15 protein-coding genes are annotated in these 23,126 nt (G+C 61.0%); 13 read left to right on the top strand and 2 right to left on the bottom strand.

The window, feature by feature from the left end; genetic code table 11:
- The first annotated feature begins 109 nt into the window (after positions 1 to 109).
- From addB to BCM02_RS07820, 5 genes are all read left to right on the top strand, one after another.
- Positions 110 to 3,661: a helicase-exonuclease AddAB subunit AddB gene (addB, locus tag BCM02_RS07840; RefSeq protein WP_148928490.1), complete on the top strand. Its 3,552-nt coding sequence runs from the start codon at positions 110 to 112 to the stop codon at positions 3,659 to 3,661.
- The gene (locus BCM02_RS07835; RefSeq protein WP_187434063.1) at positions 3,658 to 8,001 is read left to right on the top strand and encodes a UvrD-helicase domain-containing protein; all 4,344 of its coding nucleotides are present in this window, start codon (positions 3,658 to 3,660) and stop codon (positions 7,999 to 8,001) included. The genes addB and BCM02_RS07835 overlap by 4 nt, the downstream gene beginning before the upstream one ends.
- A 66-nt stretch (positions 8,002 to 8,067) precedes the next feature.
- Entirely contained in the window at positions 8,068 to 9,273 is a 1,206-nt protein-coding gene (locus BCM02_RS07830) for an exonuclease SbcCD subunit D (RefSeq protein WP_148928489.1), read from the top strand.
- Positions 9,270 to 12,722, top strand: a complete 3,453-nt coding sequence (locus tag BCM02_RS07825) for an AAA family ATPase (protein WP_148928488.1) — start codon at positions 9,270 to 9,272, stop codon at positions 12,720 to 12,722. The genes BCM02_RS07830 and BCM02_RS07825 overlap by 4 nt, the downstream gene beginning before the upstream one ends.
- A 309-nt stretch (positions 12,723 to 13,031) precedes the next feature.
- Entirely contained in the window at positions 13,032 to 13,652 is a 621-nt protein-coding gene (locus BCM02_RS07820; RefSeq protein ID WP_148928487.1) for a hypothetical protein, read from the top strand.
- A gap of 84 nt (positions 13,653 to 13,736) precedes the next feature.
- On the opposite strand, the gene BCM02_RS07815 is transcribed toward BCM02_RS07820, so the two are convergent.
- Positions 13,737 to 14,639: an AraC family transcriptional regulator gene (locus tag BCM02_RS07815; protein WP_148928486.1), complete on the bottom strand. Its 903-nt coding sequence runs from the start codon at positions 14,637 to 14,639 to the stop codon at positions 13,737 to 13,739.
- Positions 14,640 to 14,756: 117 nt separating this feature from the next.
- On the opposite strand from BCM02_RS07815, the gene yicI reads away from it, so the two are divergent.
- Positions 14,757 to 17,084, top strand: coding sequence for an alpha-xylosidase (gene yicI / locus BCM02_RS07810; RefSeq protein ID WP_148928485.1), 2,328 nt, complete (start codon positions 14,757 to 14,759; stop codon positions 17,082 to 17,084).
- Positions 17,085 to 17,233: 149 nt separating this feature from the next.
- Here yicI and BCM02_RS07805 read toward each other — a convergent pair whose 3' ends face one another.
- Positions 17,234 to 17,713: a C40 family peptidase gene (locus BCM02_RS07805; protein WP_148928484.1), complete on the bottom strand. Its 480-nt coding sequence runs from the start codon at positions 17,711 to 17,713 to the stop codon at positions 17,234 to 17,236.
- Between the two features lie 388 nt (positions 17,714 to 18,101).
- On the opposite strand from BCM02_RS07805, the gene BCM02_RS36465 reads away from it, so the two are divergent.
- The 7 genes from BCM02_RS36465 to BCM02_RS07770 all read left to right on the top strand — a co-directional run bounded on the left by BCM02_RS36465 (position 18,102) and on the right by BCM02_RS07770 (position 22,880).
- The gene (locus BCM02_RS36465; protein WP_342791298.1) at positions 18,102 to 18,575 is read left to right on the top strand and encodes a hypothetical protein; all 474 of its coding nucleotides are present in this window, start codon (positions 18,102 to 18,104) and stop codon (positions 18,573 to 18,575) included.
- Positions 18,576 to 18,715: 140 nt separating this feature from the next.
- Positions 18,716 to 19,060 carry a histidine triad nucleotide-binding protein gene (locus BCM02_RS07795; protein ID WP_148928483.1) on the top strand — a complete coding sequence of 115 codons (345 nt, stop codon included), beginning with the start codon at positions 18,716 to 18,718 and terminating at the stop codon, positions 19,058 to 19,060.
- Positions 19,061 to 19,182: 122 nt separating this feature from the next.
- Positions 19,183 to 19,356, top strand: coding sequence for a 30S ribosomal protein S21 (rpsU, locus tag BCM02_RS07790; RefSeq protein ID WP_005547957.1), 174 nt, complete (start codon positions 19,183 to 19,185; stop codon positions 19,354 to 19,356).
- A 15-nt stretch (positions 19,357 to 19,371) separates the two neighbouring features.
- Positions 19,372 to 19,815 (top strand): GatB/YqeY domain-containing protein, encoded by a 444-nt coding sequence (locus BCM02_RS07785; protein ID WP_148928482.1) that lies wholly within the window; start codon positions 19,372 to 19,374, stop codon positions 19,813 to 19,815.
- 127 nt (positions 19,816 to 19,942) lie between these two features.
- The gene (locus BCM02_RS07780; protein WP_148928481.1) at positions 19,943 to 21,313 is read left to right on the top strand and encodes an NfeD family protein; all 1,371 of its coding nucleotides are present in this window, start codon (positions 19,943 to 19,945) and stop codon (positions 21,311 to 21,313) included.
- Positions 21,314 to 21,365: 52 nt separating this feature from the next.
- A complete protein-coding gene (gene floA / locus BCM02_RS07775) occupies positions 21,366 to 22,355 on the top strand; it encodes a flotillin-like protein FloA (protein WP_187434103.1) in 990 nt (329 codons plus the stop codon).
- 33 nt (positions 22,356 to 22,388) lie between these two features.
- Positions 22,389 to 22,880 carry a hypothetical protein gene (locus BCM02_RS07770; RefSeq protein WP_148928479.1) on the top strand — a complete coding sequence of 164 codons (492 nt, stop codon included), beginning with the start codon at positions 22,389 to 22,391 and terminating at the stop codon, positions 22,878 to 22,880.
- Positions 22,881 to 23,126 lie beyond the last annotated feature (246 nt).

Raw genomic sequence — 23,126 nt, 5'->3', positions numbered from 1 at the left:
TTGTTTGTATTTCAGCGTGAAATAGGAGACTCCCTGTGATAGAATAGAACAATCGAATAGAATCGGCCGGCTCACGGGTAGACGCGGCTAACAAGAATGAGGTGAGGGTATGACGCTACGGTTTGTGATCGGACGGGCGGGCGCGGGCAAAACCCATTTGTGCCTGCATGAGATCAGGCAGCGCATTCAAGCGCAACCGGCCGGCGAGCCGTTGATTATGCTCGTTCCCGAGCAGGCGACGTTCCAGACGGAATACGCGATGCTGGGCGGAGGCGTCGCGGGCACGATTCGCGCGCAGGCGCTCAGCTTCCGGCGTCTGTCGTTCCGCGTCATGCAAGAGACGGGCGGCACGGCGCTCGTGCCGATTAGCGAGAGCGGCAAGAACATGTTGTTGTACAAGATCGTGAACCGGTTGCGCAGCGACCTATTGCTCTATCAAGGCAGTGAGAGCCAGCATGGCTTTATCGAACGGCTGGGCGAGCTGTTAACGGAATGGAAGCGGTACGGCGTGGACGACGAACGTCTGCGGCAATTCGCGGACGAAGGGCTGGCGGGGCCGCAAAGCGCGCTGCTGAGCCGGAAGCTTCACGACCTTCAGCTCGTCGGCGTGCAGCTGGAGCAGGAACTCGCGGGCTTGTACGTCGATTCCGAAGCGTACTTGGATTGGCTCGTCCGCGGTTTTCGGGATTCGCCGTCCATGAAGCAAGCGCAATTTTGGATCGACGGTTTTCATGGGTTTACGCCGAAGGAGTATGAAGCGCTGGCCGCGATCATTCGTCACGGCGCCAAGGTTACGGTAACGCTCTGTCTGGATCGGCTCTACGGCCACGGCGAGGTGCCGCATGAACTGGAATTATTCCGCCCGACGGCGGAGACGTATTTGAAGCTGCGGGAAATCGCGGACAATGTCGGGGTGGAGGTTGCCGATCCGGTGCTGCTGCCGGACGAGCCGCCATACCGGTTCCGCGGTCGTCCGATGTTGGCTCATGCGGAACGCCATTACGCCGACCGTCGGCCGCTGCGGCTTGCGCCGGGCGAGATTTACGACGGCAGCGTGTCCCTGCATGCCGCCGCCAATCGCCGGGCAGAGGTCGAGGCGGTGGCGCGGGATATAACGGAGCGGGTGCGAGCGGAAGGGCTGCGCTACTACGACTTCGCGGTTATGGTGCGCAATGCGCCGGATTACGCGGAATACTTGAAGGCCGTCTTCGACGATTACGGCATTCCGGTCTTCATGGACCAGAAGGAGGCGGCGCTCCATCATCCGCTGTCCGAGTTCATCCGCTCGGCGCTCGAGATCGCGGTTCGCGGCTGGCGTTACGAGGCGGTATTCCGCTGCATCAAGACCGAGCTGCTCATGCCGGACGAGTCGTCGGGCAGCAGGCTGACCCGCGAGACGTTCGACCTGTTGGAGAACTATGCGCTCGCGGCGGGCATCGACGGCAACCGTTGGCTGAACGCCGACAAGTGGAAGCCGCTCGTGCGGGATACGCTCGAAGGCGAGCCGGTACAGGCCGGGGAGCGCGATCAACGCCTTTTCCGTGCGATTCTAGCCGCGCGCGAAGCGGTCGTCGAACCGCTGCTGCGGTTCACGAAGCGGCTGAAGAAATCGCCGGACGTGCGCGGCATGTGCGTCGCGCTGTATAAGCTGTTATACGAGATCGGCGCGCCGGACCGTCTCGAGAAGTGGAGTCTCGAGGCCGCGTCGCAAGGCGATACGCAGCGGTCGCGGGAACATCGCCAGCTATGGGACGGCGTGCTCGGGCTACTCGATCAGCTCGCCGAGATGACCGGCGGCGAGAAGCTCCCGTTCGAGCTGTTCGCGGGCATGGTCGACACGGGGCTCGAGAGCTTGAAGCTGGCGGCCGTGCCCCCTTCGCTCGACCAGGTGCTCGTGGGCAGTATGGACCGAACGCGCTCGGGCAAGGTCAAAGTCTGTTATTTGCTCGGGGCGAACGATGGCGTCATGCCGCAGCGGATGCAGGAAGACGGCGTTCTAACAGAGCAGGAACGCGAGACGCTGGAACGCGGCGGGATTGCGATGGCGCCAGGCGTCCGTCGAAGACTGCTGGACGAGCGATTTCTTATTTACAATGCGCTATCGACGCCTAGCCGACATCTGTGGATCAGCTATCCGCTCGCCGACGAGGAAGGCAAAAGTCTTCATGCTTCGGAAGTGATTCGTCACGTGAAGAGCATGTTCCCGGGCATCGCGGAGCGCCAGATCGCCATCGAGCCTGCTCACGGTATGCCGAAGGAGGAGCAGCTTTCCTATGTCGCGCATCCGCAGCGGACGTTGTCTTACTTGACCGCACAGCTCCGCGCTTGGAAGCAAGGCGCGACGATCGCGCCCCTGTGGTGGGAGGCGTTCAACTGGTATGCGGTGCGTCCGGATTGGGAGAGCCGGCTTAAGCGTCTCGTCAACTCGCTGGATTATGCCAACGAAGCGCAATTCCTCACGCGCGATACGGCAGACCGGCTGTACGGCGAAGTGCTGCGAGGCAGCGTGTCGCGTATGGAACGTTTCGTAGCTTGCCCGTTCCAGCATTTCGTCATCCATGGCCTTCGGCTGCGGGAGCGCGACGTCTTCAAGCTGGCGGCGCCCGACATCGGGCAGCTGTTCCATGCGGCGCTTAGCAAATTGACCGAGACGCTCGGCGATCGGTTCGGCGAATTAGACGCCGACGAGATTCGAGCCGCGGCCGCGAGCGTCGTCGACGAGTTGGCGCACCGGCTGCAATCGCAGATCCTGTTCAGCAGCAGGCGTCATCAATACGTCGCGCGGAAGCTCAGGGACATTATCGCGCAGGCAGCCGTTATTCTGGGCGAACATGCTCGCCGGGCGGCGTTCAAGCCCGTCGGGTTGGAGATCGGCTTCGGTCCCGACGGACCGCTGCCGTCGCTCCGGATCCCGCTCGTTCGCGAACGCACGCTCGAGATGGTCGGTCGGATCGACCGCGTCGATGCCGCCGAGACGGAAGACGGCCTGCTGCTGCGGGTCATCGATTACAAGTCGAGCGCCAAGCAGCTGAGGCTGGAGGAAGTCGCTTACGGACTTGCGCTTCAGATGCTCACTTATTTGGACGTGCTGGTGTCCGCCTCGGAAGACTGGCTCGGCCAGCCGGCGAGAGCGGCCGGGGCGCTCTATTTCCACGTGCATAATCCGATGCTCTCTTCGAGCAATACGATGTCGGCGGAGCGGGCGCGCGCGGACATCTTGAAGCGGTTCAAGCTGAAAGGTCTCATCCTGGCCGACGAGGATACCGTCCGCAAGATGGATAGCGGCTTGACGACCGGGTACTCGGACATTCTGCCGATCGCGCTCAAGAAGGACGGCGGCTTCTATAGCAGCTCGTCCGTCGCGACGGGCGAGCAGTGGGGAACGCTGCGCAAATCCGTTCGTTCGACGCTCAAGCGCATCGGCGACCGGATCGTGGACGGCGACATTTCGATCGCGCCGTACCGGCTCGGGCCCCGGACGCCTTGCCAATTTTGCGCGTACAAGCCGGTATGCCAGTTCGATCCGCTCATCGAAGGCAACGCGTTCTCGAAACTTGCGAAGCCGAAGAAGGACGAGGTGTGGGACATGCTGGCGGCCGGCGCCGAAGATGAGAAAGAAGCTTCGGCACATAGAACGACTCAAGAGGAGGGGACGCCATGAGCGGCGGCGCGGAGATGAACCAAAAGCCGGCGGGCAGCACATGGACCGACGATCAGTGGAAAGCCATCGTCTCCGGTGGAAGGAATATACTGGTCGCGGCGGCGGCCGGTTCCGGCAAGACCGCTGTGCTGGTCGAGCGGATCATTCGCAAAATATCGGCCGATACCGACGTGGACCGTCTGCTTGTGGCCACCTTCACGAAGGCGGCCGCCGCGGAGATGAAGGAGCGTATTCGGATCGCGCTGGAGAAGGAACTCGCCCGCAATCCGGAATCCGAGCATTTGCGCCGTCAACTCGCCCTCATGGGCCGGGCTTCGATAACGACGCTTCATTCGTTCTGTCTGGACGTCATACGCCGGTATTACTCGCTAATCGGGCTCGATCCGGGCTTCCGCATCGCGAACGAGACGGAAGCCGAGCTGCTGCGCATCGACGTGCTCGACGCCTTGTTCGAGGAGCGATACGAGGCGGCCGAGGCGGGCGAGCCGGAAGGAATGGCGTTCGCCTCGCTGGTCGACCGCTTCGGCGGCGAACGAGGCGACGAGCCGGTATACGGTCTCGTCATGAAGCTGTACCATTTCGCGCAGAGCAATCCGTGGCCGGAAGCTTGGCTGCGGGAGACGGCCGCGTCCTTCGATGTTGAGGATGCGGCCGCGCTCGGCGCCTCGCACTGGGTGGAAGGGCTGCGCGGCGTCGTGACGCTGGAACTGGAAGGCGCGATTGCGCAGCTGGAACAGGCGATGGGCGCGACTCGGCAGCCAGGCGGTCCGAGCGCATATGCCGTAACGTTCGAAGAAGATGCGGCGATCGTACGGGGCTTGTTGTCGCAGGTGACGGGCAAGCCGTGGGAGACGTGGCACGAGGCGTTCGCATCCGCGGTCTTCGGCAAGCTCAAGAGCCAGCGAGGCGACGACGTGGACAAAGCGATCCAGGAACGGGCGAAGGAGCTTCGTGAGAACGCCAAGACGATCGTGGGCGATCTGAAGGACAAGCTGTTCGGACGCTCGCCCGATGCGTTCGCCGCGGAGCTGCGCGAGCTCGCGCCGTTCATGCGCGCGCTGGCCGAGCTCGTCATCGCGTTCGGCGCGCGGTTCGAGGCGGCCAAGCGGGAGCGCGGGCTGCTCGATTTCGGCGATATGGAGCACTATTGTCTGCGAATCCTGCGCGATCCGGCTTCCACGCCGGAACTAACGGTTCCATCGTCGGCGGCGCTGGAGTACAGGCGGCAATTCGACGAGATTTTGCTCGACGAGTACCAAGACACGAACATGGTGCAGGAAGCGATCGTAGAGTTGATCGCGCTGCCCGGAGCGGGCAATCGCTTCATGGTCGGCGACGTGAAGCAGAGCATCTACCGGTTCCGCTTGGCGGAGCCGAATTTGTTCCTGCGCAAATACAAGGCTTACGGAGTTGGAGAAGACGATGCGACGCGGACGGCGAGCGCTGAAGTGGCCAACTCAAGCGCGTTCGAAGTTGGATCGGGCGGAGAGCAGACTCCCGAGAGCGGGATTCGCATTGATCTGGCCCGCAACTTCCGCAGCCGTCAGGAAGTCGTCGACGGCGTCAACGTCGTGTTCCGCGCGATCATGCGCGAGAACGTCGCGGAGATGGACTACGACGCTCGCGCCGAGCTCGTCTGCGGCGCGTCGTATCCGCCCGCATCCGACGGGGGACCTCCGGAGCGCTACGCGATCGAATTCGCGCTGCTTGACCGGGGCAACGGCGCGTCCGACGATGCCGGGGACGATGAAGCCGAGGATAACGGCGAAACAGGCGTTGAACGCGAAGGCGCTGCCGAACCGGCCGAAGATTTGCAAGTCGTTCAGCTCGAAGCAAGATATATCGCGGAGCAGATTTTGCGGCTGCGCGGACAGGGGGCGGACGATGGCGGCGATAGCGCCGCTAGACCGTTCATGCCGTTCGACGGTCGGCGAGGCGGCAAGCGTCCGCTCGCTTGGCGGGATATCGTGATTTTGCTCCGCGCGGACAAGCAGTGGGCGCCGGTGCTGATCGAAGAGCTGCAGCAGCGCGGCATTCCGGCTTACGCGGAGCTCGGCAGCGGTTATTTCGAGGCGACCGAAGTAGAGACGATGCTGTCGCTGCTTCGCGTCATCGATAACCCATACCAGGACATCCCGCTCGCCGGCGCGCTCAGGTCGCCGCTCGCCGGCTTGACGGCGGAAGAGCTGGCGCTCATCCGGATCTCGGCCGGTCATGGCGGCTCGTTCTACGACGCGGTACGGATCGCCGAGACGGGAAGCGAGCTGCCGGAGACGACGCGCGCGAAGCTCGGCGAATTTCTGGTCCATCTAGAGCGTTGGCGGGAAGAAGCCAGAGCCGGCGCGCTCTCCGAGCTGCTCTGGCGCATTTACCGCGAGAGCGGCTATTACGATCTGGTCGGCGGCATGCCGGGCGGCCTGCAGCGCCAAGCCAACTTGCGGGCGCTATACGATCGGGCGCGTCAGTACGAAGCGACCTCGTTCCGCGGCTTGTTCCGGTTCCTGCGTTTCGTGGACCGGATGCGGGAGAACGGCGGCGACCTGGGAACGGCCCGCGCGCTCGGCGAGCAAGAGGACGTCGTGCGCATCATGTCCATTCACAAGAGCAAGGGGCTCGAGTTTCCGGTCGTCTTCGTGGCGGGACTCGGCAAGTCTTTCAACAAGCAAGATCTGAACGCGTCCTTCCTCATGCACAAGCAGCTTGGGTTCGGTCCGAAATTCATTGACACCGACATCCGGGTGACGTATCCGACGCTGCCGTATTTGTCCATCCGGGAACAGATCCGCAAGGAGACGCTCGCCGAAGAGATGCGGATCTTGTATGTCGCGCTCACTCGGCCCAAGGAGAAAATGTTCCTGGTCGGAACGGTTCCGGACGCGGCGAAGACGTTAGAGCGGTGGCAGAGCTCCGTTGCGGATGACGGCGGCTTGTCCGATTTCTCGCTGTCGCAGGCTAAGCGGTTTATTGATTGGATCGGTCCGCTCGCGATGCGAAGCGGCGTTCAGGTGGACCTCTATGAAGGCGATCTGCTTGGCGGCGGGGAAGCGATGATCGAGCCGGCCGGGCTAACGGTAGAAGAGGCCGTTCTGGATGTCCTGGGTGGCGCGGTTGACGACGGAATCGCGGGACGCGCGGATGGTCGTTCCGGTCAACCTGCGGCGACTGGCGACGGGGCGGCGGACAAGGCGGATTCGGACATGGCAATCGGGGATACGGCAGGTATGGGGATAATCCGGCGGTCGGGCGAATCGTTCGCCAGTTGGAGAAGCGGCGTCGTCCCCGCGTCCGTACTCGGGTTCGAGGCGGCGGCAGCGGCCGAGCCTGACGAAGCGGCCGTCCGCGCCTTCGAGGAACGGCTCCAAGCAGTCCGGAATCTCGTTCCCGTGATGGAGCCGGAAGTCAGCGGCGAGGAGATCGAGCGGAGGCTTAATTGGTCCTACCCTTATCGCGGAGCTACCGTTATGGCGGCAAAGACCTCGGTCACAGAGATGAAGCGGCTGCACGCGGATCCCGCAGCCGATGAGGAATCGGTTTTGCTGCCTATGTTGGAGGAGCGGATGGTGCCGGATTTGTACGATCGGGATATCGTTTCGTTCGAAGGTGAACGCGGTCCGAGAATTTCGATCGAGAACGAAGCGACGGTCGGCATCGATGCCGCGGCATCGCAAGCCGTGCAGGCGGAATGGTCGTTCGGGGATGAGCTCGAATCGGCGGAGGATAGCGCCGCTTTGAACGAGGAGCCGTTTGCGGCGGTAGCCGATCAACGCGACTTTACGTTCCGTATGCGCAGGCCGAAGTTCATGGAAGAAGTGTCGCTAACGGCCGCCGAGCGCGGAACGGTCCATCACCTGGTCATGCAGCATATGCCGCTGGAAGGGATGATGGACGAGGAGCAAGTGAAAGGCGTTCTGCGATCGCTAATCGAACGTCAAATGCTGACGGCGAAGCAGGGGGAAGCCGTCGACTCGGCTGCCGTCGCCGCGTTCTACCGGGAGCCTGTCGGCCAGCGGCTGCTTCGCGCCAAGTGGGTGAAGCGAGAGACGCCGTTCAGCTGCGCGTTCGCGGCTTCCCGGGTGTACCCGGATGCCGCGGAAGGCGCCGGCGACGAGCCGATCATGATCCAAGGGGTCATCGACTGTCTGTTCGAGGACGAGGGCGGACTCGTGCTGCTCGATTACAAGACGGACCGGGTCGCCGAGGATCGCTATGCCGAAGCGGCGGAGAAACATCGTTTCCAAATGAAGCTCTACGCGGAAGCGATCGGCATGATTTTGGGGCGGCCGGTGGACGCTTGTTATTTATTTTTCTTAAACGGCGGGAGAGCCGTTCAAATGTTTTAAAGTCTGTTTTAAAGTCGGCTGGTCGCGCGAATGAGACGTGCGGCCAGCCTGGACGGAGGGGAAACGGTGCGAATATTGCATACGGCGGATTGGCACTTCGGGCGGTCGCTCGAAGGACGCAGCCGCATGGAGGAGCAGGAGGAATTCGTCGAGGAGCTCGTCGGCATCGTGCGCGATGAGGCGATCGATCTGGTCATGATCGCCGGCGACGTGTACGACTCGGTGAACCCGCCGGCCGCGGCGGAGCAGCTGTTCTACGAGGCGCTGTCCCGCCTGGCTGACGGCGGGAAGCGGACGGTAGCGGTCATCGCGGGCAATCACGATCATCCCGAACGCGTGGCCGCCTCGTCGCCGCTGGCGGCCAAGAGCGGGATTCGGCTGGTCGGTTTGCCGTCGGCCGAACCGATAATCGCGGATGTTAGCCGTACGGGCGAGCGGGCCGTCATCGCGGCCTTGCCGTATCCGTCGGAATCTCGGTTGCGCGAGCTGCTCAGCGAAGCGACCGACGAAGCGGCCTTGCGCAGCGCGTACTCCGAGCGCGTCGGGCGCTTAATGACGCGTCTTGCCGGGCATTATCGGCCGGATACGGTCAATCTGGCCATGAGCCATATCTATGTCCTGGGCGGATTGGAGACGGATTCCGAACGGCCGATCCAGGTAGGAGGCGCGTATACGGTCGATCCGTCCGCGCTGCGCGTAGGCGCGCAATACGTTGCGCTCGGCCATCTTCATCGCCCGCAGCAGACCGCGGGCGACCCGCGCATGCGCTATAGCGGATCGCCGCTCGCGTACAGCTTCTCGGAAGCGGGGCAGGCGAAGTCGGTTACGGTGTTCGATGCGACGCCCGACGTAGTGATCGAGCCGCGCGAAGTTCTCCTTCGCTGCGGAAGACCGCTCGTGAAGTGGACGGCCCGCGGCGGTCTCGAAGAAGTGTACCGCTGGCTCGAAGAAGGAAGGGACGCGCGGGCATGGGTCGACCTGGATATCTGGATGACGGAGTCGATGACGATCTCCCACATTCAGCAGCTGCGCAAGCAGCACGAAGGTCTCGTGCATATCCGTCCCGTCTATCCGGAGACCGCGGCGGCCGACGAGGCGGATGCCAGGTCGCGCGAACAGCTGCCGGCCGAGGAGTTGTTCCGGCGCTTTTTCGCGAAACAGACCGGCGGCGCGGAACCGGATGCGGATACGATACGGCTGTTCCTTGAACTGATCGCCGAAGACGAAGCGGACTTCGGCCGCGAAGACGCGGAAGGAGGCGATGCGGAATGAAACCGATTTTGCTTCGTTTAAGCGGATTGCAGAGCTACCGCGAAATGCAGGAAGTTGATTTCGCAAGGTTGTGCGAAGCGGGCGTGTTCGGTATTTTCGGCTCGACCGGAAGCGGCAAATCGAGCATCCTCGATGCGATGACGCTCGCCTTGTACGGCAAGGTCGAGCGTGCGGCGAACGGCACGCAAGGCATTATGAACCAGGCGGAGAAGCAGCTGTCCGTCGCCTTTACGTTCGAGCTGTCCGGCGGCGGCGAGCTTCGCCGCTACCGGGTGGAACGGCAGTTCAAGCGCGGCGGCGACGTTTCGGTCAGCAATACGCTGAGCCGATTCGTCGAGCTGACCGAGGACGGCGAGATCGTCCATGCCGATAAGTTGGCGGACGTCACCCGCATGGTCGAATCGCGCATCGGTCTAAGCATGCAGGATTTCACCCGCGCGGTCGTGCTGCCTCAAGGCAAGTTCGCCGAGTTTTTGTCATTGACGGGCAAGGACCGGCGCCAGATGCTGCAGCGGATATTCCGGCTGGAACGATTCGGCGACGGGCTCGCGCTCAAGCTGAACCAGCGGATGAAAACGGCCGAAGCCGCGCTGAACGAAGCGGCCGCGGAGCAGCTTGGCTTGGGCGACGCCTCCGAGGCGGCCGTCAAGGCGGCCGAAGAGCGCCATCTGCTAGCCTCCGCCGCTTCGGCGAACGCCCGGGCCGAACTAACCGCCGCGGAGCGCCATCATGCGGAGCAGCTTCACGTTCGCGAGCGGCAGGAAGCGCTGCGGGCGAAAGAGCAGCTGCACACGAATCTGCTCGTCCAGGCTCCGCAGGTCGCGGCGCTGGAAGGAGAGCTGGCGCGTCTCGCCTCGGCGGAGCGGCTGCTGCCGGTATTAGACGCGCTGGAGTCGGCCGAGATTGCGCACGCCGCGGCAAGCGAGCGCTTGAAGGCGGCCGAAGCGCGTTACCAATCCCAGCTTTCCGCGGCAGCCGCCGCGGCCAAGACAGCGGCGGAAGCGGAAGCGGCCGCTGCCGAAGCGGAGCCGCGGCTGGCGCATCGCTTGGCGGAGTTGGCAGCAGCACGCAAGACGGAAGCGGAAGCAGGCGCGATCAGAACCGAGGCCGAGAACGGCGAGCGTCGGCTGGAGGACGCTCAGAGGCAGCGGCGGGAGAGCGCCGAGCAAGCGGCCAAAGCGGAAGAACTGCTCATACGCGCGGTCAATCGGCAGAACGAACTGAAAGCCGAGCTCAAGTCGGTCGAGCTTGGCAAGGACGAGCGCGAGCGCCGCGGCGCGATGCAGAAGATGCTCGTTCAGGCCGAGAGCGTCCGCGCGCAAGCGGAAGCGGCGTCCGCCGAAGCGAAGAAAGGGGCCGAAGCGGTCCGTCATGCGCGAGAGACGCTGGCGCGCGCGGAGACGGCGGCGGAATCGAACGCGGATGCGATCGCGGAAGCCTTACGTCGGCTGGCTCCTGTCGTCAACGGTTACAGGACGCTTGCGGGCAGCCTGCAGACGTTTAGCGACCTGCTGCCGGGCCGCATGGAGGCTGCGCGTGCGGCATATTGGCGCCAGCAGCGCAACGAACTTGCCGCGCGGCTGGCAGAAGGGCTGCGCGAAGGCGACGCGTGTCCGGTCTGTGGATCTTGTTCGCATCCCGCGAAGCACGATGCGCTCGCCGCAGGCGGACAGGCTGCCGGCGCGGAATCGGAACTAGCCGCGTGGGAAGCGGCGGCGAAGCAAGGCCAATCGCTCGTGATTCGGTCTTCGGGTGAGCTGGCCAAAGCCGAGCGCGTCTTCGAACGGCTTCGGGAATCCATGCCGGCTAATCAAGCGGCTGAACGCGGGATCGATAACGCCGCAGAATCGTACTTCTCGTGGATGAACGAAGCGGCGGCGGCGTCGAATCTCGCCGCAGAGTTATCGGTGGAGGCGACGAAGGCCGAAATGGCCGCCGCCGCCGAGCGGTTGACGGCGTTGGATCAAGCCTTCGCGACGGCCGAGCAAGGAAGCGAAGCGTTTCGTTCCGCGCTTGCAAGCGCGGAACGGGCGCGCGAATCGGCGGCGAGCGAGCTGTCGGCGCAGCAAGCGGTCGAAGCGAGGCTGATCGCGAAGGAAGCCGACCTTGCGGCCGCATACGGAAGAGAACGTGCCGAATGGTTTGACCGGTTCGGGCACGAGCTGGATGTTGCGGCGGCGCATCGCCAGCTAGGCCTCTTCGACGAGCGTGAACGCGCCGCGGAAGAGATCCGCGCGAAGTTAGAGAAAAGCGTCGGTTTCATCGAAGAGAAAACGGCGGCCAAAGAAGCGCAGCTTCGGGCCGAACAAGAATTGCGGCTGGCCGCCGCGCAGCTAGAAACGAAGCTGGACAGCTTGCGCGCCCAGCTGGCGCAGCGCATGGAGCAGCTCTTAGCCTGCACGGACGGCGAACCTGTAGCGGTGCTCGTAGCTGCGGCCGAACGAGAGCTGAGCGAGATTCGCGCGCGTTTGAAAGACGCTAAGGCCGCTAATGAACGCGGGCAGGAGCGGCATAGGGAATCATCCGAAGCTCGCATCGCCGCATTCGAGTCCGAGAAATCCCTCGCGCAGCGCGCGGAGGAATGCCGACGCGCTTGGCAGGAGACGCTCTCGCGCTCCCCGTTCGGCACGGCCGACGAAGCGCGTCATCTTCGGCCGCTGCTCGGCCAGCAGGAGCGGATGGCCGCCCAAATCGCCGAGTACCGCGAGGCGGAGCGAGAGCTTGCGGCTGTCATATCGATGCTGCGCGGCCAGTTGGACGGCCGATCCGTCACGGACGAGGAATGGGAGGCGTGCGTGGGTGCTCTGCATTCTGCGCGCGGCGCGGGCGAGAGCGCCTTGGCCGCGCTTGCGAAGGCGGAACGCGACCTCGAAGAGCTGCGGCAGAAGCAGGAACGCTGGCTGAAGCTCGAAGCGAAGCGGGCGTCCATGGAGGCGCTATGCGTCCGGTTGAAGTCGCTGCAATCCGTCTTCCGCGGCAACGCCTTCGTCGAATACGTCGCGGAGGAGCAGCTCGTTCAAGTATGCCGCGCAGCTTCCGAACGGTTAGGTTATTTGACGAAGCGGCGCTACGCGCTGGAGGTGGATTCCGGCGGCGGCTTCGTCATTCGCGACGACGCGAACGGCGGCATCCGGCGTCCGGTGTCGACATTATCCGGCGGCGAGACGTTCTTGGCCTCCCTTGCGCTCGCGCTCGCCCTGTCCGGACAGATTCAGCTGCGCGGCAAATATCCGCTTCAGTTTTTCTTCCTGGACGAAGGGTTCGGCACGCTCGATCCCGAGCTGCTCGATACGGTGATCACGGCGCTGGAGAAGCTGCATAACGACCGGTTGGCGGTCGGCGTGATTTCTCACGTGCCGGAGCTGCGCGCGCGACTGCCTAGAAGACTCATCGTCACGGCCGCGGAGCCGTCAGGCCGCGGAAGCACGGTCGCGCTCGAGACGATGTAACCGATTGTTCACACCCATCCCGTTGCATCTTGAGGGCGAACAAGGTAACGTAAACAGGAGAACCGCCGTCGCGTCAGGCCCCCAGAGGTTGTTCAATAAGTCGATATTTGATCGCGAAGCAGATCATGAGGTATCTTGGCATCGAATCTTGCGTGTGGGTTGCTTAAAGTCCGGTGCTCATTTAGGTTTGACTAAACTTTGTTCCTCCTTCTTCGCCTTCACGCAACCTTCTCGGTGCAAGTCGACTTTTTGAACTCGTACTTTTAAGTAACCCGCCGCGGCGGCCATGAGACTGTGGAGGTATACATCGTGACCGAAGCCAATTCCCCGAAGCGTTCCTATTTCGTGCCCGTCCTGCTGCTGCTGCTCGTCGTCAGCTTGACCGGCAACGTCATTCTGTATACGCGGACGATCGTTCATACGCAGGACGAGCGCGCGGAACGGGGCGAAGCGATCATGAACGCGGGATACCAAACGAAGCAGCATATCGCGGACGTGCTGCATACGATCGAGCTGCTGACGAACAGCGCAGACATCGCGAGCCGGCTTGAAGCGAAGAGCCGGTTGGCCGACGCGTTCGACGATCGGCCGGAAGTCGAGTATTTCTTCGCCGAGGCGGAAGCATCGGGCGACAAGCCGCTACAAGACGGCGCGCGTTCGCCGAAGGACTTTCTGGCCGGCGTAGAGCTGGGGCTGGAGCAGGCCGGTAATCATGAGGGCGAGTTGACGCGCGGCGAGCGCGACTACCTTACGATGCTCGGCGGCGTTTATGCCAAGCTTCAAGAGACGGCCTCCGATCTCATCTACGACGGCGAAGTCCCGAAGCGCGACGAAGCGCTTACGGCGCAAGCGGACAAGCGATGGATCGAGATCGCCGCAGCGCTGATCGCCATCATGAACGAGCCGGAACGACTCGAACTTGAGCCCTAACGGGCATGCGAACGAACGCGAACGACCCGCAACCGGGCCGCTTGAGATCATCAAGCGAACCGGTTGCGGGTCGTTTTTGGTTGGTTACGGTGTCGATGGTTCGCGTTCCTGCTGGCGCTTCCGGTACGCCGCCGGCGTCATGCCGAAATGCTGTTTGAACACGCCGATAAAATAGCTCAAATTGTTGAATCCTACATCAAGCGCGATTTCCATCGTCTTCTTGTCGGTCTCTCGCAGCAGAACCGCGGCTTGCCGAACTCGGTATTGGTTCACATATTCAAGGGGGCTCTTCGCCGTAATCGATTTGAAGAACCGGCAGAAATAGGCTTCGCTCATCGCGACCTGTGCGGCGAGATCGCCCAGCTTAACCGGTTCGGCGTAATGTTCGTGAATGTAATGGAGCACGGTCTTGAGCCGTTCGATCCGATAATCGTCCGAATGCGGACGGCTTCGTTCGCCGGTGGCGGGAGTACCGAGCCGATATAGCTTGGCCATCATTATGAGCAGCAGCCCTCGGGTCGTCAGTTCGTAAACCGGAGGTCTGTCCGTATTGAGCTCGATTAACTGTTCCGTCATGTCCAGTATGTCCGCGGCGAGGGGGTCTTCGCGTTTCAGATGAACCGGCACGGCCCATTTCTTGCGCACGACCGGTTGAATGTACTGCTCCTGGGTTAGATCGATTGTGCCGCCGCCGAGCAGATCGGGGTGGAATACGACCGCGACGAAGGCGCATGCCGCTTCGCCCTTGACGTAGCCGGAGTGGAGGTCGCCCGATGCGACGAAGATCGCCTCGCCCGCACTCACCTCGTAGTCGGTCACATCCACGCGGAACACCGCTTGGCCGCTCGTGACCAGAAGCAGCTCCAACTCGTCATGCCAATGCAAATCGAGCAGCGGCTGATCGGCCGGACAATCGATCGGATAGATGCTGAGCGGATACAGCGCATGGCCGTGTATTCTGGATTCTTTTAGCGTCGCTCGGTCCATTGCAGTCTCCTTTCCATGAGATAATGTCAAAATCCTTATATTAATAAGCAAAATTTTTAAAGATAACGCTTACCGAAGTCAATATGATTATAGTATAAACACGCGGAGGGATACGACATGAAATTTACCGACGGTTATTGGATGGTCAAAGAAGGCACGACGATGCATCACCCGATCGAAATTCGGGATATCCGCGAGAGTGCGGACGGCGTCACGGTTCATGCCGCATGCCGGAATGTGCAGATCAAAGGCGATACGCTCAACGCGCCGCTGCTGCAGGTGGAGTTGAGCGCCCCGCGCAAGGACGTCATTCGCGTACGGTGGACGCACCATGCGGGCAAGAAGGCGGTCGGCCCGAATTTCGAGCTGTTCCCCGAAGCGGGATTTAAGCCGGACATCGCAACCGACGCAGATGTGTTGACACTCACGAGCGGCGGCTTAAGCTTGAAGCTGAGCAAACAAGGTCCGTGGAACATGGCTTTCACCAACTACGGCAAGTACGCGACCGGATCGAGTCATAAGCGCACCGCCTATATTCAAACGAAAGATAAGCAAGCGTTCTTCCGGGAACAGCTGGATCTCGGCGTTAGCGAGCGCATTTACGGCCTTGGCGAGCGATTCACGCCATTCGTGAAGAACGGCCAAGTTGTCGATATTTGGAACGAAGACGGCGGCACGTCCAGCGAGCAGGCGTACAAGAACGTGCCGTTCTACCTGTCGAGCGAAGGCTACGGCATTTTCGTCAATCATCCGGAACGCGTCTCGTTCGAGATCGCCTCGGAGAACGTCTCCAAAGTTCAGTTTAGCGTGCCGGGCGAATCGCTCGAGTATTTCGTCGTCGGCGGCGAGACGCTCAAGGACGTGCTGGGCAACTATACGGCGCTGACCGGCAAGCCTGCGCTGCCTCCGGCATGGTCGTTCGGCTTGTGGCTAACGACGTCGTTCACGACCGACTACGACGAGGAGACGGTGAACAGCTTCATCCAAGGGATGGCGGACCGCGATCTGCCGCTGCACGTTTTCCACTTCGACTGTTTCTGGATGAAAGAGTACCAATGGTGCGACTTCGAATGGGATCCGGCGGTATTCCCGGAGCCGGTCCAAATGCTGAAACGGCTGAAGGACCGCGGTCTGAAGATCTGCGTCTGGATCAATTCCTACATTGCGCAGAAGTCGCCGCTGTTCGATGAAGGCATGGAGAAGGGGTATCTCGTCAAAACGCCGTCCGGGGACGTTTGGCAGTGGGACCTGTGGCAAGCCGGCATGGGGCTGGTAGACTTCACGAATCCGGACGCGGTCGAGTGGTACAAGGATCACCTGCGCCGTCTCGTCGACATGGGCGTGGACTGCTTCAAGACCGATTTCGGCGAGCGGATTCCGACGGACGTCGTCTACTTCGACGGCTCCGACCCGGCCAAGATGCACAACTACTACACGCAGCTGTATAACAAAGCCGTCTTCGAAGTGTTGGAGGAGAAGCTCGGCAAGAACGAAGCGATGTTGTTCGCCCGTTCGGCGACGGCCGGCGGCCAGCAGTTCCCTGTTCATTGGGGCGGAGACTGTTCGGCGACGTATGCGTCCATGGCGGAGACGATCCGAGGCGGACTGTCGCTCGGATTGTCCGGCTTCGGCTTCTGGAGCCACGACATCAGCGGCTTCGAGAGCACGGCGCCGCCGGATATTTACAAGCGCTGGGTCGCTTTCGGCCTGCTGTCCTCGCACAGCCGTCTTCACGGCAACGAATCGTATCGGGTGCCTTGGCTCTTCGACGAGGAAGCGGTCGACGTGCTGCGCCGCTTCACGAAACTGAAAAGCGCGCTGATGCCGTATCTGTTCGGAGCTGCGGTGGAAGCCTCGACGCAAGGATTGCCGATGATGCGGGCCATGGTGCTCGAGTTCCCGGAAGATCCGACGACGCATGCGCTCGATCTTCAGTACATGCTCGGCGACCGCCTCCTCGTGGCGCCGATCTTCCGTCCGGACGGACGCGTGCAATATTACGTGCCGGAAGGACGATGGACGAATTATTTGACCGGAGAGACGGTCGAGGGCGGCAAATGGCATGCGGAGGAGCACGGCTACATGACGCTGCCGCTGCTCGTTGCCCCGAACACGCTGCTGGCCGTCGGCGCGAACGACCAGAAACCGGATTATGACTACGCGGACGGCATTACGTTCGAGCTGTTCGAGCTCGCGGACGGCGCCAGCGCGAAGGCGCCCGTCTATACGCTTGGCGGCGAGCTGCTCTATACGGCCGAAGCCGTGCGCAGCGGCAACCGAATCGTCGTTACGGCGGAGGGCGCGCTGAAGCCTTGGAACTTGCGTCTGGCCGGGATCTCCGAAGCATCCGGCGTGGAAGGCGGCCAAACGGCCGCGGGCGAGCAAGGGCTGCTTGTCAACGCCGCGGCAGGTTCGCAGCGCATCGTGATCTCGTTAGCCGAATAAAAACAAACAGGGCGTCCCTCGCTTGAAGTGGGACGCTCTGTTCTCGTTCAACTATGAGAAGTTATAAGTTACACGTATATTCTATTTCTCCGGAACGAAACGCGCTGCGCCGCAAAAGACGGCGACGGCCGTTTCGCCTTGGTGCTTATCTACAGCTTGACGCGTCGAGCCGTGACGTAGCTATTCTTCCAATAGGACGAATTCATGCTTGTCAGCACGACGCCTTTGCTGCTCGAGCTGTGAAGCATCTGGTTGTTGCCGGCATAGATCCCGACGTGGCTGATGCTCCTGCCATTGGTCTTGAAGAAGACGAGGTCGCCGACGCTGAGGCTGCCTTTATCCACCTTGGTGCCGACCTTGGCTTGGGCGGTCGAGGTGCGCGGGAGCTTGATGCCGTCGGATTTGAAGACGAATTGCGTGAATGAGGAGCAGTCGAACGCGGATGCCGTGCTGCTGCCGCCGATTTTATATGGAGTTCCGATATATTCTTTGCCGAAGTCGATGAGTTCCAAGGATTCTTCCGTTGCCGCGTGTCCTTGCCCGGGAGCGCAGAAGGCCATCGCTACGAAGCCCGCTGCCGCGCACAATCCGGTTACTGCATATTTGCGAAGCCGCCGAGTGTTATGCATCGTTCTTGTTGTCCCTCCGTCTGCTAATCTTTGGTCTTGTTGGCAATAGTATAGCACCCTCGAAAAATGGGTGATTTTGACATAGAGCGCGCAAACCAAGGATTCCCAACGATTCTGAGCCGTTTATGAGATTTCCGTGAGAATTTTCTCATTTCGTTTCGATAGAGATGAATGAAGTTTAATAATAGGGTCGAGCCTACCCGACATAATTTGCGTCATGCCAAGCGGGAAACTTAAACGCGCCGCATCGGTCGTTCCGATTTTCTACTCGGCGGTTCAGCCCGCCTATTTTTTGCCGAACCAGTAGCCGATTGCCCACGGGCGAATATCATACTGCAGTGAGCAACTCGCCGCACACCAAGATATCGACCTGGGAGGTCCGTTCAGAATGGAGAACAACGCTACATCGCCTGTAACCGCAGCGCCCGCTGCGCCGATGACCAAGACGCCGACGGCGCCGATCGCCAAAGCGCCGACCGCGCCTATGATGCCGCCGGTCATGCCGCAAGTCATGCCGCCGATGATGACGCTGCCGGCGGTGCAAGAGCCTGCGCCGGTCGCGCCGACCAAGCCGATGGAAATGCCCGAAATCAAACATTTCTGCAAAAGCCATATGCACCGCTACGTGCTCGTCCACACGAAAGACGGCTTCTGCTGCGACGGCTTCGTCGAGCACATCGACGACGAAGTCGTTTGTATCGCCGTTATCCACGGCGGCGGCATGGACCCGCGCGCGTTCCTGCCAGGTTTCGGTTACCCGCCGCTTTATCCCTATCCGTATTTCCCTCGCCGCCGCTTCTACCGTCAAGTATTCCCGCTCGCGGCGCTGCTGGGTTTGTCGCTGCTTCCGTACTATTACTAAGCCCCAATCGACAGGGTGAGGAGACCGGGGACCTTTGGGTCGCCGGTTTTTTGGCCCCTATTGGACGAGCCGCCTTTTTTTCGCTATCATAGAAGGATAGGTCAAGAACGCTGAAGACAGCGAACAAGGGGGGCAAGTGAATGGATTGTATTTTCTGCAAAATCGTCGAAGGCAGCATTCCTTCCAAAAAAGTATTCGAGAACGAGCGCATTCTCGCGTTCCACGATATACAGCCCGCGGCGCCGGTCCACGTCCTGATCATTCCGAAGAAGCACATTCCGACGATGAACGACGTAACGGGCGAAGACGACGCGGTAATGGCGGAAATTTTCGCGGCATCCCGGCAGATTGCCAAGGAACTCGGCGTGGACGAGTCCGGCTATAGGCTGATCAACAACTGCAATCCCGACAGCGGACAAATCGTATATCACCTGCATTTCCACCTGGTCGGCGGTCGGAATTTGGGCCCGCTTCTTGGTTCTTAGCTTCTCCTTAAGAATCAATTAGCAGTCCAAGTTGACAGAGGCTTTCGTTTTAGCCTATAATGTAGTTTGATAAACCGTGTATGTTCTTCTTGGACGGTCTGTTTCGGAGGGAGGGAAAACTGGTGTCTGAAACAAAAGTTCGCAAAAACGAGACAATTGATGCTGCACTCCGCCGCTTCAAACGTTCCATCGCTAAAGATGGCGTATTGGCAGAGGTTAAGAAACGCAAGCATTATGAGAAGCCTAGTGTGAAGCGCAAGAAAAAGTCCGAGGCTGCGCGCAAGAGAAAGTTTTAGGAGGATCCTTCCACAATGAACCTTAGCGAACGATTGAACGACGATATGAAACAAGCTATGCGTAGTCAAGAGAAGTTCAAGCTGACGACGATCCGGATGCTTCGCGCATCCATCAAGAATCAGGAAATTGAACTGAAGCGTCCTCTTGAAGACAGCGAAGTGCTTGATATTCTAGGTCGTGAAGTCAAACAACGTAAAGATTCCCTCCAAGAATTTGAAAAAGCGGGCCGCGACGATCTTGCGAAAGACATCGCAGCAGAAATTGAAATTATTAGTGTATACCTGCCCAAGCAGCTTACCGAAGAAGAGATCAAAGTGATCGTTCAACAGACCATCCAGGAAACCGGTGCTTCTTCGAAAGCGGAAATGGGAAAAGTCATGACCGCCCTTATGCCGAAAGTCAAAGGGCTTGCAGACGGTAAACTAGTAAACTCGCTCGTGCAGCAATTTCTGCAATAACATAGGCTGACCGCCAAACACTCTCCCGCAAGGGAGGGTGTTTTTTCGTTGGGGCTCGTTCGGAATGAAACGCTTACGGGCATCCTATCGTATTAGTGGACACATCAATCGCGAGGGGGAGGGAGCTATGGCTGTTAACAGGGCGCTGCGTATGGGGCGACAGGCAGGCGCCTGCTTATTGGCAACGGCAATATTGTTGGCGGGCCTCGTCATCCTGACGGCATCGGCGCATGGTCAAGAAACGGCGGGCGCGGTATACGTCGTGCACGCCGAGCAATCCGTAGAGAGCGGTCTGCAGTCGTATTTGGAACGGGCTTACGCGGAAGCGAAGGAGGCGAAGGCCGAGCGGGTGATTCTGGTGCTCAACACGTTCGGCGGCCGGGTGGACAGCGCGGAGGCGATCGGACATCTCGTACGCTCGAGCCCCGTGCCGACGACCGCGTTCGTCCAGGGGAAGGCGATCTCGGCAGGCACCTATATCGCGCTGAACGCGAAGAAGCTGGCGATGCAGCCGGGCAGTACGATCGGCGCCGCGGCCGTGGTGGACGGTTCGGGCGAATTGATCGACAATCCGAAAGTCGTCTCCATGTGGAGAGAGGAGATGCGCGAAGCCGCGGCGTTGAACGGCCGGGATCCGGAAATCGCGGCCGCGATGGTCGACCCGAACGCCGAGCTGAAGCTGGATACGATAGGCAAAGTTAAGCGGCAAGGCGACATTTTGACGTTGACGGCGTCGGAGGCCGTGAAAGTCGGATATGCGGATTACACCGCGGACACGCTGGATGATGTCATGCGGCAAAGCGGTTTGGAAGAGCGCGAAGTCGTTACCGTATCGCCGACCTTCTCGGAGAAGCTGGCTCGGTTCCTCATGATGCCGGTCGTGATGACGTTGCTGTTTATCATCGGGATCGCGGGGATCGCCATCGAATTTTTCATTCCCGGATTCGGTTTCCCGGGCATTCTGGGAACGGCGGCGTTCGGATTGTACTTCTTCGGCCATTACGTCGCGGGCTTTGCCGGAATGGAGGATATGATGCTATTTATCATCGGAATCGTGCTGCTCGTGATCGAAGTGTTCGTGCCGAGCTTCGGCATACTCGGTCTGCTCGGGTCGGGCGCGATCGTGGCCGGCATCGTCATGGCGTCGCCGGATATCGAGACGGCGATCGTGTCGCTGGCCGTCGCGCTTGTCGTGTCCGCGGTGATCGTCTATCTCATCGCCAAACGGTTCAAACATCGGGGCATATGGAACAAGTTGATCCTGCGCGACCGGTTGACGACGGAGGAAGGGTACGTATCGAACGTGAACCAGACCGAACTCGTCGGCCGCACGGGCGAAGCCTATACGACGCTGCGTCCGTCGGGTACGGCGGTCATCGACGGCAACCGGTACGACGTCGTTACGTCGGGGGATTTTATCGCGGCCGGGGCGGTCGTCGTCGTCGTGAAAGTCGAAGGCACCCGCATCGTGGTGCAGCGCCACAGTACGGGAAATTAGCGGCAATAGCAATTTTGGCAGGGGCAAACAAAAGGAGGAATTCGCGTTGAATTTGGATCCAACGGTATCCATTATCATTATCGCCGTCCTGGCGATCATCGTCGTCTCGGTGTTTCTTAGTTTCTTCCCGATTATGCTCTGGATCTCGGCGCTGGCGTCCGGCGTGCGCATCTCGATCATCACGCTCGTGGCCATGCGTCTTCGCCGGGTTGTTCCGAGCCGGATCGTCAATCCGCTCATCAAAGCGACCAAGGCGGGGCTGGGTCTTACGATCAATCAGCTGGAAAGCCACTTCCTCGCGGGCGGCAACGTCGATCGCGTCGTCAATGCCTTGATCGCGGCGCAGCGCGCCAACATCGAGCTCGTGTTCGAGCGCGCGGCTGCGATTGACCTGGCCGGTAGGGACGTCCTGCAGGCCGTGCAGATGAGCGTTAACCCGCGCGTCATCGAGACGCCGATCGTGGCCGCCGTCGCGAAGGACGGCATCGAGGTTAAGGTCAAGGCCCGCGTCACGGTCCGCGCCAATATCGAACGTCTCGTCGGCGGCGCCGGCGAAGAGACGATTATCGCCCGCGTCGGCGAAGGGATCGTCACGACGGTCGGTTCGTCCAATTCGCATAAAGACGTGCTCGAGAATCCGGACCTCATCTCCCGCACGGTACTGGGCAAAGGTCTTGACGCCGGTACGGCATTCGAAATTCTCTCGATCGATATCGCGGACGTGGACGTCGGCAAGAACATCGGGGCGCATCTGCAGACCGAGCAGGCGGAAGCGGACAAACGGATTGCACAGGCGAAAGCCGAAGAACGCCGCGCCATGGCCGTCGCGCAAGAGCAAGAGATGAAAGCGCGCGTCGTCGAGATGCGCGCGCGGGTCGTCGAATCGGAGTCGGCGGTGCCGCTCGCCATGGCGGACGCGCTCCGTACGGGCAAGATCGGCGTGCTCGATTATATGAACCTGAAGAACTTGGAAGCCGATACGCAAATGCGCAATTCGATCGGCAAGACCGACGTCGCCCCGACGGACGAAGATGAGCGATAGCAGCCTAACGGCGAACGGGGGTGACGGTCGTTCATGAGAACATTGATCGAACTGCTGTTGGAGAACATCTATATCGTGATCGTCGTCGTCGGATTTCTGCTGTCGATGGTCTCCAAAGCCCGGAAGCAGGGCGGAGGAAGCCGGATGCCGAGTTTCGGGGGCGATTCGTCCTCCACGCGCTCCGAGTCGACAGGAAGCGGCAGAAGCAGCGAGGAGGAAAGGGAGCGCATGGCCGATTGGGAGGAAGACAGTGCCTCCAGAACTTACGGCGCGCCGAGCGCGGAGCTTGAGGCGCCTATCCGGGATGCGCGACAATCGGTAAAGGCGCCTCCGATCCGGCACATGCCGGCTCAATCGAAACCGCCGTCAGGCAGAGGGAATTCGCCCGCGAAGGCTCAGGATCGCACTTCCGAGCGCCGAGACGGCTCGTTCCCGCTGCCGCAGGCGGACGATCTGAAGCGGGCGGTGGTCATGGCGGAGATTCTTGGTCCGCCTCGCTCCAAGAAGCCGCTGAGGCGCCCTTAGCCGGACGCAACTTCCAAACCCTTAATCTAGCCCTTTGGTGCCCCAGAACGGCTGTAGAGCCGCCCGGAGCGTCCGAGAGAGCTGTTATATGATCTATTGGCCAGCCCGGTTCAAGAGGGCTGGCCATTTTTTTACTTAGACATGTCCGCCCTGCTGCGAGCGGCTGCGCGGCCGGTTAAAAGCGTCATGAATCGGAGGTCGCGCGCATAGGTTGGTACAGTACGGGAAGGGGGCATGGAGCCAACT

It is taken from the genome of Paenibacillus methanolicus, assembly GCF_008124765.1.
GTDB lineage: Bacteria > Bacillota > Bacilli > Paenibacillales > Paenibacillaceae > Paenibacillus_Z > Paenibacillus_Z methanolicus.
The sequence above is the reverse complement of the archived record's forward strand: the minus strand, read 5'-3'. Positions and strand labels throughout refer to the sequence as shown.